This window comes from Vibrio sp. EJY3, assembly GCF_000241385.1.
In the GTDB taxonomy this organism is placed as follows: Bacteria; Pseudomonadota; Gammaproteobacteria; order Enterobacterales; family Vibrionaceae; genus Vibrio; species Vibrio natriegens.
This window is the reverse complement of the sequence record NC_016613.1, coordinates 729,273-742,797: the sequence shown is the minus strand read 5'-3', so window position 1 is coordinate 742,797 and position 13,525 is coordinate 729,273. Positions and strand designations below refer to the sequence as shown.

Sequence of the window (13,525 nt, the reverse complement as noted above, 5' to 3'; positions counted from 1 at the left end):
ACTTTTCTTTGTATTTATTATTAGTGGGAACATTCCCACAAAGTGGTTTTATATTGCCACCTGAAGATAAAAAACAAAATGGGAACAGTCCCATTAATTGAAAAGGATCACAAACTAAGTCTAGAGCAGTACACTCATTATGCGACTATGGCATATATATCTAACCGTGGTGGCTGACAGGTTTCTGGGTGAAGTGGAGTAAAGAGTCATTGCCGCTCAACTGATTAATCAGCATGTTAGCGGCTTTTTTGCCTGCATGCGTATAACCAGGATCGACACTGAAGATATTCGGGAAAAGAAAAGAAAGGAGTTCATTGCCGCCCACGCCAGTGACGACAACATCTTCGCGCCCTAACTCTTGTAGACGTTTAATAACCCCAAGTGCAAGCGTATCACTGGCACAAACAATGGCTTGGGTGTCTTGTTGTAATACGTGATCGACCAACTGATAAGCACTCTCATGGCTAAGTGCTCCGGTCTTAAAGCAAGGCTGGATATTTCTGCTCTGGCACCACAACTGGTAAGCATTCAAACGGGCAAACCCCGTGGTTCTGTCATCAGAATCCACACCGATATAGGCAATACGAGAAAGCGATTGCTGTTCTAAGTGAGAAAGCGCCATATCGATAATGCCTTGGTTATCATAATTAATAGAGGAAACCTCATTCGTATCCATGGCAATCACCACAATACGACTGCCCCACTCAGCGAGGGCCTTCTCATCGCAACCTGTAAAACCAAATACAATCACGCCATCTACATTGCGACGTCTAAGAACCTCAAGATGCTCAATAGTTTTTTGGCGATCAAACTGGCTTTCCATGATCACCACATCATAACCAGCAGAATATAACTCACGAAGCATAGTGCCTACGGCTTGGTTTTCTGATGGTGAATCTAAACGAGAAATGATCACGCCCACCACCTTTTGACTTCCTCCACGCATCGACTGAGCGGATTTGGAAGGAACATAACCTGAATCACGAATGATTTTTTCAACCTTCTCACGCGTTTCTGGCTTTACCTTGGGATCGTTCGTGAGCACACGACTTACCGTCGACTTACCAACGCCAGCCAGTTTTGCGATATCAAGAATGGTGAGTTTTTTGTTCATAGGTGATCAAACTAAAGTGGGTAGAAACTTAGGTAAATGAACTTTAACAACAAATAGAGAAAAGGGAAGCCAGTGCTTCCCTTTAAAAATATAGCGATGATGTTATTTGTTTAAATATGCAGGAACGTCAGCAATGCTATCCAATACTACAGTCGCTAGCGCTTCACCCTGCTCAGTAATTGGTTTGCCGGTACGTACAAGAATCTTGGTCCCTACGCCAGCTGCTTCTGCTGCCATCATGTCTTCCGCTTTATCGCCAATCATGACCGACTTTTCCATGTCGATCTTCAGGAAGTCACGTGCAGAAATGAACATACCCGGCTTTGGCTTACGGCAGTCACAATCTTGCTTGTATTCGCCAATCCCCTCTTCAGGGTGATGCGGGCAGTAATAGAAGCCGTCAAACTCAACGCCGTGATCAACAAAGTTCCAATCCATCCATTGAGTCAGAGATAAAAATCGGTCTTCACTGAATTTACCGCGTGCGATACCAGATTGATTCGTCACAAGAACCAACATGTAACCTTGGTCTTTCAGCGCTTTCGTCGCTTCAAACACACCGTCAATGTACTCAAAATCATGTTCGTCATGAACGTAACCATGATCGACGTTAATCACGCCATCACGGTCGATAAAAACAGCAGGTTTTGCCAAAACGTATTTCTCTATTAGCTCGGTTTAAGCAGATTATTACATACCTTATAAGCTTCAACACTATCTATTTAGATTGACATTGAGACAAATCAGCACGCTACGTCTCAAGAATCGTTGAATCTCGGGGGCTTTCATCTTATGTTCGAAAATACACCTCTGACAGAACCAAGTTCCGATATCAGAACGTTTGCACATTTAGACGTCTAGACGTAAAAATATCTATTGACTTAAATCATCTTAACCCATAGCATCAACTGAAAATTGAGATAGAGCTCAAAATTAAGTTCTGTCAAAAGCCGTTTTTGACAACGAAGTTCCCCATATCTCTATGCAGGTTGAAACATGATAGAAATAGAAAACGTCAATAAAGTGTTCTACCAGGGCAGCAAAGAAATTCTGGCTCTGAAAGACATTAACCTACATATCGCCAAGGGCACCATCTTTGGGGTGATCGGCTCGTCAGGTGCTGGTAAAAGTACTCTGATTCGCTGTGTGAACATGTTAGAGGCTCCGACCTCTGGCTCCATCATCGTAGATGGCGTTGACCTGACCAAACTAAGCAAAACACAACTAGTAGAAACACGTCGTAACATCGGCATGATTTTCCAGCACTTTAACCTGCTGTCGTCTCGTACCGTTTTCGATAACGTTGCACTACCTCTTGAACTCGCAGGTAAAGATAAATCGCATATCAATGCGAAAGTCACTGAACTACTGAAACTAGTAGGATTAGAAGACAAACATGAAAGCTACCCAGCGAACTTAAGTGGCGGCCAAAAGCAGCGTGTAGCCATTGCTCGTGCATTAGCCTCTGATCCAAGCGTTCTACTTTGTGACGAAGCCACCAGCGCATTGGATCCGGCAACGACTCAATCAATCCTAGAGTTATTAAAGAAGATTAACCGTAAACTCAACATCACTATTTTGCTGATCACTCATGAAATGGAAGTGGTTAAAAGCATCTGTCACGAAGTGGCGATCATCGGTGGTGGCGAACTGGTAGAGAAAGGCACCGTGGGTGAAATTTTTGCTCACCCGAAAACAGAACTGGCACACGAGTTCATTCGCTCGACTCTGGATCTGTCTATTCCTGAAGATTACCAGGCTCGACTTCAATCAAGCCGTGTTGAGGGCAGCTACCCGCTAGTCCGTATGGAGTTCACTGGCGCAACGGTTGACGCTCCATTGATGTCTCAGATTTCACGCAAATACAATATTGATGTAAGTATCCTAAGTTCAGATCTAGATTACGCCGGTGGCGTGAAATTCGGCATGATGGTCGCTGAACTGTTTGGTAATGAACAAGATGACAACGCAGCAATCGAATACCTGCGTGAGCACAACGTGAAAGTAGAGGTACTTGGTTATGTCCTTTAATACAGCTTCTGAATGGCTGAGCCTAAATAGCAATCTACTTCTTGGGGCAACCTGGGAAACGGTATACATGGTTGCAGTTGCGGGTATTGTCGGCTTTGCTATTGGTATTCCTTTAGGCGTTATTTTGCACATCACTAAAAAAGGTGGTCTGCTAGAGAATACTAAGCTTAATAGCATTCTAGGCGCGATTGTTAACGTGGGCCGTTCTGTACCATTCCTTGTACTGATGGTTGCAATTATCCCAGTGACTAAAATGCTGGTCGGCACCTTTATTGGTACAACCGCAGCAATCGTACCGCTCACCATTGGTGCCATTCCGTTTGTTGCGCGCCTTATCGAAGGTGCCCTACTTGAGGTACCAACTGGCTTAGTTGAAGCGGCACAATCTATGGGCGCAACACCTGTACAAATCATTACAAAAGTTCTGCTACCTGAAGCAATGCCGACTATTGTTAACTCAGTGACAATTACACTCGTAACCTTGGTCAGCTACTCTGCAATGGCAGGTACCGTTGGCGGCGGTGGTCTGGGAGACGTTGCAATCCGTTACGGTTTCCACCGTTACGATGTGACAATCATGGCTGTTACCGTCGTCATGCTCATTGTTCTAGTACAAATTATTCAGTCTATCGGCGACGCAGTGGTACGCCGCGTGGATCACAGATAAGCATCAAATTACATAAATTATAAGGAGATACCGATGAAATTTAGCCTTAAAGGTCTTTTGACTGTCGTAACAGCCGCTTCTGCTCTAGCACTTACTGGTTGTGGTGATAAAGAAGTTGATGTGAACAAAGTAAAAGTGGGTGTTATTGCTGGCGCTGAAGCACAGGTTGCGGAAGTTGCAGCTAAAATCGCAAAAGAGAAGTACAACCTAGACGTTGAGTTGGTGACTTTTACTGATTACGTTACACCAAACGCAGCGCTAGACGACGGTTCAGTTGACGCTAACGCATTCCAACACAAGCCATACCTTGATCAACAGATTAAAGACCGTGGCTACAAACTGGCTATCGCCGGTAACACATTCGTTTACCCAATCGCTGGTTACTCAAAGCAAGTTAAATCTGTTGATGAAATCCAAGATGGCGCGCGTATCGCAGTACCAAACGACCCAACTAACCTAGGTCGCGCACTGATCCTTCTACAACAACAAGGTTTGATTGAACTACGTGACGGCGTTGGTCTGCTTGCAACGGTACGTGACATCGTTGGCAACCCTAAAAACATCGAAATCATCGAACTTGAAGCGCCACAACTTCCACGTTCACTAGACGATGTAACGCTATCTATCATCAACACAACATACGCAAGCTCTATCGATCTGTCTCCAGAGCGTGACGGTGTGTTCGTTGAAGACAAAGAATCTCCATACGTAAACCTAGTTGTAGCGCGTGAAGAGAACGTTAACGCTGAGAACGTACAAAACTTCGTGAAAGCTTACCAAACTGAAGAAGTTTACGAAGCAGCGAAAGAGCTATTCAAAGGCGGCGTTGTAAAAGGCTGGTAATATAACCCGTCTTAGCAAACATCTCTGCTGACCATTGCAAAAAGGGCTGATGTGAAAACATCAGCCCTTTTTCTTTTCGATTCAGCAGGAGATACAAAAACCGTTACTTGAGATGGTCCCAAGAGATATTCGAGACAATTCTGCAGTCATCGCACTTAAAGTAGAAGATGTCATGCAAGGGCTCGTCTAATAGCCAGTCACCACCACACTTAGGACACTTACGTGCTTTTTCACTTTCAAGTGACTGGCCACCAACGCGGTATTGATAGTAGTACGTCGGAATTTTAGTGATGTATTCAATACGGCCACGTAAATCCCAACCACGGCGAAACAGGACACTGTCAGAATCACATATCTCGTGCAGCGCGGCATGCTCAGCACGGCATCCGCCCGCCATTTGAATTTCATCACACGCCTGCCATTCCGTTTGCCACTTAATGACCGCTTTATGGTCGCCGTTGAGTGTTGGATCATTGCGGTACAAAGGGATTGGTAATAAGGTTTCACCGCTTCGCAGTGGCGAACAAGTATGTACGTAAGTGGTATAAAGCACCTGCCAGCTTGGTGTCTCTTCTTCTGCTGCTTGTTCAGAGTTCAGATCACGACCAAGCAAGCGCATTTTCGGCGCGAGCAAAGAGGCTTCCGACAAACGATTCATACACACTTTGACAAAGTCTGAATGGTAACGCGGGTGTAGGCTGTCCTGCTCCGGGCAAACCACACGCACAAAAAACTCGCCATCGCCCATCACAATAGGAAACTCACGACCAAGTACCTGGCCGTTATAACGCAATGCGTCCATTAACCCATTAATCGCCTTATCAACCGCGCTTACGGTAGTGTTATCAAAACACTCAAACTGCAATTCAACAACGTACATGTTTACACCGCAGCTTCTAAATTGGTCAGGAACTCACTGACATTATCGGCAAGAACATCACGCTGAGAAGTACCCAGACGCTCAAGAATGACATTGCCCGTCAAGTTACAGATAGAAATAACATCCAGCTCTGCGTCTGTTGCAGCAATAAAAACGGTTGGTTTAAGCTTCAGGCGACGCTGTGTCACCAGATGACCAAGAATATTTTCTTGCAGACGATCAAAATCATCATCGCTCCACACCTGCAACAACGTTAGTTCGTTACCCTTCCAGGTCGCTTCCATGTCTGCGCTGTATTGCGAACCATAAAAAGTTTTAATGTCATCATGCAGTGTCAGCTCAATCGCATTTTCAACGTTGGTGAAATCAGCTTGCTCTTCACGCAGACACGCTTTCCATAAGACCGCCCCATCTCGTTTCTCTTCAACACATGGAGATACAAGATCAGCAAGCTCTTCACTGCGTGGCAATTCATTGTGCTTATTTTGCCAAGCTTGTTGATAGCGTAGGCTAAAATCTTGTAGCGCCTGAGTAACGGTTTGGGTCATGAAGGTCTCCTATTCCTTGTTTATCTGCCTGCAATATTTGCCAGATAGCAATTAATCAGCGGATTCAGTAAAATTCTCTCCATTCTAATCGAAAACGACCACAAAGTATGAGCAAATATTCCAACGCTAAAGAGCTTGCAGGGCTGACTCTGGGTAAAAAGACCGAGTACGCGAACCAATATGATGCGAGCTTGCTGCAACCTGTACCGCGTAGCCTTAACCGCGATGATCTTGAATTAGGTGAAGCGCTGCCGTTTATGGGTCATGACATCTGGACCTTGTATGAACTGTCATGGCTCAATAGCAAAGGCCTGCCACAAGTGGCCGTTGCAGAAGTGTACATTCCTGCGACCAGCGCTAACTTAATTGAGTCCAAGTCATTTAAGCTGTACCTGAACAGTTACAACCAAACCCGTTTTGCAAGTTGGCAAGACGTGACCGAGCGTTTAGTACAGGATCTTTCGGCTTGCGCTGGTGAGCAAGTCATTGTTGAAGTAAATCCGGTCACTCATTACACCAATCAGCCTATCGTCACGATGGACGGTGAATGTATTGATGATCAAGACATCGAAATCAACAGCTACGATTTTGATGCATCCTTGCTGGAAGGCGCTGCTGGTGAAGAGCAAGTCGAAGAGACGCTACATAGCCACTTGCTGAAATCAAACTGCCTGATCACCAACCAGCCAGACTGGGGCAGCGTTGAAATTCGCTATCAGGGCGCGAAGCTAGACCGTGAGAAGCTGCTGCGCTACCTCGTTTCTTTCCGTGAGCACAATGAGTTTCATGAGCAATGTGTCGAGCGTATTTTCACTGACCTGATGAAATATTGTCACCCAAGTAAACTGACCGTGTTTGCTCGCTATACTCGCCGTGGTGGTTTGGATATCAACCCTTACCGCTCCACCGAGAACGCCAAGCCAGAGCACAACCACCGCATGGCTCGTCAGTAATTATTCAGTAGCAGAAACAAGTTCGGCAATCTATTGGATTGCCGAACGTTTTTAATACCTAAGCATGGTATTATCAAAAAATCTAAACCAGTTCGAGGGAACGAAAGGATGTTTTGGGACAGATCGCGTCTATTCAAATTGATTGGCTTTTTCTGCTTACTGCTAGCACAGCCGCTTCACGCGACCATTTTATCTTCCACTTTACTTAATGAAGCCCAACAACTGGCGGAGATCGATCCCTCACAAGCAAGACAAGCTGCAACCAACTACCTTTTACAGCGAGAGTTGATAGAACGCAGTGAAAGTGATGGTCCTTCTGCCATGTCTCGTGAAGAAACCGACCGTAGCATCCGAACCCCGAACAGCACCATCGAAGCACATAAAATTATTGCCCAAGCAAACTTCGCTTTGGGGGATGTCAGTGCAGCAATCAAAAGCCTCAATGAAGCGCAAACTCTGGCACAAAAATACGAGCTTCCATACCTGTATCTGGATGTGCAACTGATCCGAAACCAGATGATCTGGACTGGAAATAAAAATTACGCAGCTGCGGAAGAAGCTCTGGACCAAATAGAGAATACGCTTAATCAAGAAGATGCCGTTTTACAGCGAGCTGATAGCATTCGTTATCGCTTGGTCATGCAACGTGCGCTTTTAGCGTCCTATCGTGGTGATAGTGTCAAAGCAGAAAGTTATTATGCCGAAGCAAAAGAGATGCTGGAACAAACTCGCTCCAGCTTGGCACTCATCGATTACTACACCACGGTTGGCGAGTTTTACCTCAACGAGAAAAAATACAATCTTGCGCTTTCTGAGCTTTTATACGGTTACTGGCAATCGATTGAAAGCGATAGTGGGGCCAGGCTGGCCAAAGTAAACCGATTACTGGCAAGACTATTCCAAGAGCGACGCGTATACGATAAAGCGGTCGAGTACTTATCTCAGGCTGCAGACTTTTACGACTCTTACCCAAACTCACCTATCCTGGCGGATGTGCTTGAGCAGATGGGTGACATTTACTTTTATCAGGGTAAATTTAACTTGGCACTGGTCCACTACTTCAATGTATTGGATCACGAGAGTACGAGTAAAAGTATCAACCGCATGATCAATATTCGTCTGAGCCTTGCCGCGACTTACCTTCAACTCTATAACTACGCTCTGGCAGGGCAATATCTGGATAGCTCGACTGAACTGCTCGAGTATGCCGACATTCCAGCGCTAAAGGCCAAAGCTGCCCTACTTCACTCTGGCCTTGCTTATCATCAGAATGACAGTAAAAGTGTAATTGAAAACGCGCAAAAAGCGCTCATGTTCATTGACGCGACGGCTACAGGAAATAACTTTATCAAGCAGCAGTCTTACCGTTATCTTGGACTCGGTTATGAACAGGCAAGTGAATACCAGCTTTCGCTACAGGCGTATAAAAAATACACCAACTTAGTAAAACTGGAGCAGGTGCAGTTAAACCAGATCAGCGAAGATGCATTCCGTCAGCAAAAAGAGTTCGCAGAGCAGACTATTCACTATGTAGGACTAACCGAACGCTTGGCTCAAGTCGAAGGAGAACACCGTAAATTCCAAAAAATCTCTTTCGCTCTGTTTATTACCGTCTTAGTGATGTTTTTGTTCATCATGCGCCGTGGCGTCATCATTCAGCGCCAGTCAGGTCAGATAGATAAACTACGTAATGACCTGTTCACCCACTCACGCTCTCGCCTGAATAACTTGCGCATGCTGAATGTAAAACTGTCGCGCTCTTTGAAGAAATCGAGTGACACCTTCGAACAGTGGCAGCTTGGTGAGTTAATCCACGAGCCTCTCAATGACCGTCTGCGCTTTGTAATGATCGACCTGCCGTTCTTACGCAGTATGTACGTTCAAAATGGTTACAAAGCAGGGCTGGAGTTAGAGCGAGCGTTTGGTGAGTTCCTGGCAGAAAAGATCAAAAAGCCCGCTCGTTTGTATCACTTCTCAGATGCGAACTTACTTTATATCGAACCAAACGCTGATAGAGACGCGTCAGCAGAAATGATGTTTGATAAGTTTCAGGCTTGGGTGGATGACTTTGCTAATCAGCATAATGTTAATCGTACTATTCGCATGGGAATCAGTGACTACCCGTTCCTGCCACGAGCCTACACGGCAATTAATGATGCAGAGCTGCTGGATTTACTCCTACTGGCAACGCATATTGCGCGAGAAATCAGCCTGCAAGATAAACAAAGCCATTGGGTATTCCTCAAAGCCATTGATAACGCGCCAGCAGCGAGCTTTGCAACCGGCGACATAAGAAAAGCGTGTCAGCACGCTATCAATCAAGGGTTAATCAAGATTCACTCTTCATACAAGAATGAGGATGACATCAAGAAAATATTAAAAAATGGATAATTAAGCGCCACTTAGGATTAATAACTGATGACGCTATAAGGTTTTTTGTTATTATCAAGTGACCGTCATCTCACATGGATTTAAACGTAGTCGTTTCATGGGAATCTTGGAATCCGATATTCAGGCACAACTGCATCAGTTAAGTTGTCAACTTGATCAACTTAAACTGACTCATCGCGACAGTTCGCTGAAGTTTAAACGTGAGCAACAAATCCTTAAACGCGTTCTGGCGTCTTTATCGTCTGCATGTCCCGGTTCTGATGCGCAACTATCCAGCTACTTGTCAGAAATTCAGCAAGAGCTACAGCATAAAACGGATATCAGTGCGTTAATCCCTCGTTTGGCGATATTAGAGAGAAAGCTTAAACAGCAATCCAGAACCATGGAAAAACAGAGCGACCATCTCGACGAGCAAATCAAACGCAGTGGTGAAACGCTGCAACGAGTGACCGGTTTACCCGCCCAACTAAAGCGCGAACTGCGTAATCTGATGAGCTTTTCTGAAGCGAACTCTGTGACTAATGTCGATCAAGCGACCAAACTGCTCAGTATTTATGAACGTGCGCTGAAAATCATCGCTTCGAACTCACGTTTGCATTTAACCGAATTTGAGAATACTCCAGAGAAGTCTCAGCTTGAGTCTCTTGCGAGCGATCTGCAGCACACCATTACGGAACTGGATTTTGAGGGTGAGTGTGGCGAAAAACTACTCGATATCCGCGCTAAGCTCCTGATGGGAGTGAATGCAGAGTCTTTAGTGGAACTAACTCTGGTAACCTTAAAGTTAGTGGTAGAAGCCACTAAATTTGAACGAGAAACCTCCAGTCAATTTCTCGACCAACTCAATACAGCCCTTGCAAGTAACCTGAAAACTATCCATCAAAACGCCGATCAGCATCAAACCTATTTTGAGCACCGCCACGAGCTAAACTCGGAAATGAATAGTTTGGTTGAGCGCAGTCAACGCTCGTTGAATCAAGCTCAGGATTTATCAGAGCTCAAGAAAGAGATGGCACCACTGCTGGCTAAAATGGCGTCACTATCGGAACGTTTGGAAATGACGGAAGCTCGTGAACAAGCATTGCAAGAGCGAATGACTTACAGCAAAAACCAGCTGGAAGCCGTCTTTGAAACCACACAAGACTACCGACGCCGCTTGGATGACCAGACTCAGCGCCTGCTGCTTGATCCATTGACCAAGGTATACAACCGCACCGCATTTAACGATCGCCTCGAACTGGAATATCGACGCTGGGTACGTTCTCAAAGAAACTTACGTCTGGTCATGTTTGATGTCGACAACTTTAAAGCCGTAAATGATAGCTATGGCTATACCGCCGGAGACAAAGCACTCAAAATCATTGCCCGTACCATCAGTAAACGAGTCTCCGAATTAGAGACGGTTGCTCGCTTCGGCGGAGAAGAGTTTATCTTGCTTATTCCGGAGCAGTCGGAAGAGTACACATTAGAATTAATGAAAAGTATCCAGCGTGAAATCGGCCAGCTGCCGTTTAAGTTCCGAGAGCAAAGCATCATGATCACCCTAACCGCAGTTTCAACTTCATTTCGAGAGTCTGACTCTCCGGAGCAGGTACTCGGTCGTCTCGGAAAAATGGTACGCGAAACTAAAAAGCTTGGAAAAAACCAACTCAACTGGAGCTGAATCGTTCAAAATATAAGCAAACAAACAGATTTCATCCCTTAAGTTTACTTATATCCACCATTTTTCAACGAGTTATCACATTTCTTCCATTCCAGTCTGCTAAGCTTCAATTATCCAGCCTTCCAATCACCACTCACAAACGACACGTATAAACCAAAGGTGATGGAGTACTTTACCTCAAATATAATCACAACAAGGAGGCGCTATGATTACCCATATCAGCCCCGCAGGTAGCATGGATTTGCTATCCCAACTGGAAGTTGAGCGTTTAAAAAAGACCGCATCGAGTGATCTTTACCAACTTTACCGAAACTGTACATTAGCGGTCTTGAACTCAGGCAGCCATACCGATAATTCAAAAGAGCTGTTAGACCGATACCAATCCTTTGATGTTGATGTGCTTCGCCGTGAACGTGGCATCAAATTAGAGTTGACCGATCCACCAGAGCACGCTTTTGTCGATGGAGAGATGATTAAGGGGATACAGGAGCATCTGTTTTCAGTCTTACGCGATATCGTGTATGTGAATATGCACTTGGCTGACAGTCAACGTTTAAACCTGACCAATCCTGTTCATATTACTAACCTGGTATTTGGTATCTTACGCAATGCCCGAGCACTTACGCCCGGCATCGCCCCTAATCTAGTGGTTTGCTGGGGTGGACACTCTATCAACGCAGTAGAATATCAATACACCCGAGAAGTGGGTAACGAGTTAGGCCTACGAGAACTGAATATTTGTACCGGTTGTGGACCTGGTGCGATGGAAGGGCCAATGAAAGGGGCAGCCATCGGCCATGCTAAACAGCGTTATACCGAGCAGCGCTACTTAGGCCTGACCGAGCCGTCTATCATCGCGGCTGAACCGCCAAATCCGATCGTGAATGAGTTGGTGATCATGCCAGATATTGAAAAACGTCTGGAAGCCTTTGTCCGTATGGCGCATGGCATTGTGATATTTCCGGGTGGTCCGGGAACGGCAGAGGAGCTGCTCTACATTCTGGGTATTATGATGCACCCAGAAAATGCCGATCAACCAATGCCAATCGTACTGACTGGGCCTAAGGAAAGTGAGGACTACTTCCTTGCGATCGATGAATTTATTCGTGACACGCTTGGAGAAGAAGGTCGTAAACATTACCAGATCGTGATTGATAATCCGTCAGAAGTCGCCCGGATTATGAAGCGCGGCATGGACGATGTTCGCACACATAGAAAAGAAAAAGGCGATGCCTACAGTTTCAACTGGTCACTAAAAATCGAGCCGCACTTCCAGTTACCATTTGAGCCAAATCATGACGCAATGGAGCAATTGGATCTTCATATGGATCAGGAACCTCAAGTTCTCGCAGCAAACTTACGTCAGGCGTTTTCAGGCATTGTTGCAGGTAACGTAAAAGCGGAAGGCATTAAAGAAATCGAAGCGAAAGGTCCGTTCACCATCCATGGCGAACCAATACTGATGAAGAAGCTCGACAAATTACTGCAAGACTTCGTCGATCAACATCGGATGAAATTACCCGGTGGCACCGATTATGAACCTTGCTACCGAATCGCTCATCCTGAAAATGATGGTCGATAGTCAGGCTAGCATTCGTTACACTAGGGGCATTACGCCCCTTTTTTATTGCTAAGTCATTATGTCTATTCATCTTGTTATTATTGATGCCCTAAATCTGATCCGTCGAGTGCACTCCGCTCAACCCGATCCCACTGACATAGCAAGAACCATTACCACTACCCAAAGAACGCTGACTCGGATCCTGTCTGAGGCGCAGCCAACCCATATCATTGCGGTATTTGATCATCATGAGCAAGACCGAGGTTGGCGTGCCGAGATACTGCCGGACTACAAACAAAACCGAAAGCCAATGCCGGAGCCGTTAATGCAGGGCCTCGATGCGATTCAGCAAGCTTGGTGGGAACAAGGTATTGACTCATTGCTGTCTGACGGCGATGAAGCCGATGACTTAGTAGCAACACTAGCAACCAAAGTCGCTGGGCATGGAGAAAAGGTCACCATTGTTTCGACCGACAAAGGCTACTGCCAACTGCTTTCTCCGACATTACAAATCCGAGATTACTTCCAGCACCGTTGGTTAGATGAGCCATTCATTGAAAAAGAGTTTGGGGTTAAACCAAGTCAGTTGGCTGATTACTGGGGGCTGGCTGGCATCAGCTCTAGTCAGGTTCCGGGCGTTCCGGGGATCGGACCTAAAGCCGCAAAAGAAATTCTGACCCAATTCGACGATATTGAAGCGGCTTACGCCAGTGACGAATTAGTACCAAAGTATCGAAAAAAACTGGACGAGCATATCGAGTCGGCCCGCCTAAGTAAGAAGGTCGCAGCACTAAAATGCGATATTGAGCTTGGCTTCAATCTGCAAGATATTCGCTTTACCGGGCCAAACAAAGCCGAATAAAATTGTTCCAGC

Annotated in this window: 12 protein-coding genes; 8 read left to right on the top strand and 4 right to left on the bottom strand. The window is 45.6% G+C overall.

Annotation, left to right across the window (positions count from 1 at the left end):
- Nucleotides 1-160: 160 nt before the first annotated feature.
- Nucleotides 161-1,114 (bottom strand): trehalose operon repressor TreR, encoded by a 954-nt coding sequence (gene treR, locus VEJY3_RS03335; protein ID WP_014231037.1) that lies wholly within the window; start codon nucleotides 1,112-1,114, stop codon nucleotides 161-163.
- Between the two features lie 102 nt (nucleotides 1,115-1,216).
- Nucleotides 1,217-1,768, bottom strand: a complete 552-nt coding sequence (gene gmhB, locus VEJY3_RS03330; protein ID WP_014231036.1) for a D-glycero-beta-D-manno-heptose 1,7-bisphosphate 7-phosphatase — start codon at nucleotides 1,766-1,768, stop codon at nucleotides 1,217-1,219.
- A 342-nt stretch (nucleotides 1,769-2,110) separates the two neighbouring features.
- On the opposite strand from gmhB, the gene metN reads away from it, so the two are divergent.
- From metN to VEJY3_RS03315, 3 genes are read left to right on the top strand one after another with little or no spacing between them, the layout of a single operon-like run.
- Nucleotides 2,111-3,145: a methionine ABC transporter ATP-binding protein MetN gene (metN, locus tag VEJY3_RS03325; protein ID WP_014231035.1), complete on the top strand. Its 1,035-nt coding sequence runs from the start codon at nucleotides 2,111-2,113 to the stop codon at nucleotides 3,143-3,145.
- Nucleotides 3,135-3,812 carry a methionine ABC transporter permease gene (locus tag VEJY3_RS03320; RefSeq protein ID WP_014231034.1) on the top strand — a complete coding sequence of 226 codons (678 nt, stop codon included), beginning with the start codon at nucleotides 3,135-3,137 and terminating at the stop codon, nucleotides 3,810-3,812. The genes metN and VEJY3_RS03320 overlap by 11 nt, the downstream gene beginning before the upstream one ends.
- A 33-nt stretch (nucleotides 3,813-3,845) precedes the next feature.
- On the top strand, nucleotides 3,846-4,655 hold the full coding sequence (locus tag VEJY3_RS03315) for a MetQ/NlpA family lipoprotein (RefSeq protein WP_014231033.1): 810 nt from the start codon (nucleotides 3,846-3,848) through the stop codon (nucleotides 4,653-4,655).
- Between the two features lie 103 nt (nucleotides 4,656-4,758).
- Here VEJY3_RS03315 and VEJY3_RS03310 read toward each other — a convergent pair whose 3' ends face one another.
- Nucleotides 4,759-5,535, bottom strand: a complete 777-nt coding sequence (locus tag VEJY3_RS03310; RefSeq protein ID WP_014231032.1) for a Zn-ribbon-containing protein — start codon at nucleotides 5,533-5,535, stop codon at nucleotides 4,759-4,761.
- 2 nt (nucleotides 5,536-5,537) lie between these two features.
- The gene (syd, locus tag VEJY3_RS03305; protein ID WP_014231031.1) at nucleotides 5,538-6,083 is read right to left on the bottom strand and encodes a SecY-interacting protein; all 546 of its coding nucleotides are present in this window, start codon (nucleotides 6,081-6,083) and stop codon (nucleotides 5,538-5,540) included.
- A 107-nt stretch (nucleotides 6,084-6,190) separates the two neighbouring features.
- Between syd and queF the strand changes: the two genes are divergently transcribed.
- The 5 genes from queF to xni all read left to right on the top strand — a co-directional run bounded on the left by queF (nucleotide 6,191) and on the right by xni (nucleotide 13,513).
- On the top strand, nucleotides 6,191-7,036 hold the full coding sequence (gene queF / locus VEJY3_RS03300; RefSeq protein WP_014231030.1) for an NADPH-dependent 7-cyano-7-deazaguanine reductase QueF: 846 nt from the start codon (nucleotides 6,191-6,193) through the stop codon (nucleotides 7,034-7,036).
- 108 nt (nucleotides 7,037-7,144) lie between these two features.
- Nucleotides 7,145-9,427 carry a tetratricopeptide repeat protein gene (locus VEJY3_RS03295; RefSeq protein ID WP_014231029.1) on the top strand — a complete coding sequence of 761 codons (2,283 nt, stop codon included), beginning with the start codon at nucleotides 7,145-7,147 and terminating at the stop codon, nucleotides 9,425-9,427.
- A gap of 97 nt (nucleotides 9,428-9,524) precedes the next feature.
- Nucleotides 9,525-11,090, top strand: a complete 1,566-nt coding sequence (locus tag VEJY3_RS03290; RefSeq protein ID WP_014231028.1) for a GGDEF domain-containing protein — start codon at nucleotides 9,525-9,527, stop codon at nucleotides 11,088-11,090.
- Nucleotides 11,091-11,295: 205 nt separating this feature from the next.
- Nucleotides 11,296-12,672 carry a nucleotide 5'-monophosphate nucleosidase PpnN gene (ppnN, locus tag VEJY3_RS03285; protein ID WP_014231027.1) on the top strand — a complete coding sequence of 459 codons (1,377 nt, stop codon included), beginning with the start codon at nucleotides 11,296-11,298 and terminating at the stop codon, nucleotides 12,670-12,672.
- 58 nt (nucleotides 12,673-12,730) lie between these two features.
- Nucleotides 12,731-13,513, top strand: coding sequence for a flap endonuclease Xni (gene xni / locus VEJY3_RS03280; protein ID WP_014231026.1), 783 nt, complete (start codon nucleotides 12,731-12,733; stop codon nucleotides 13,511-13,513).
- Nucleotides 13,514-13,525 lie beyond the last annotated feature (12 nt).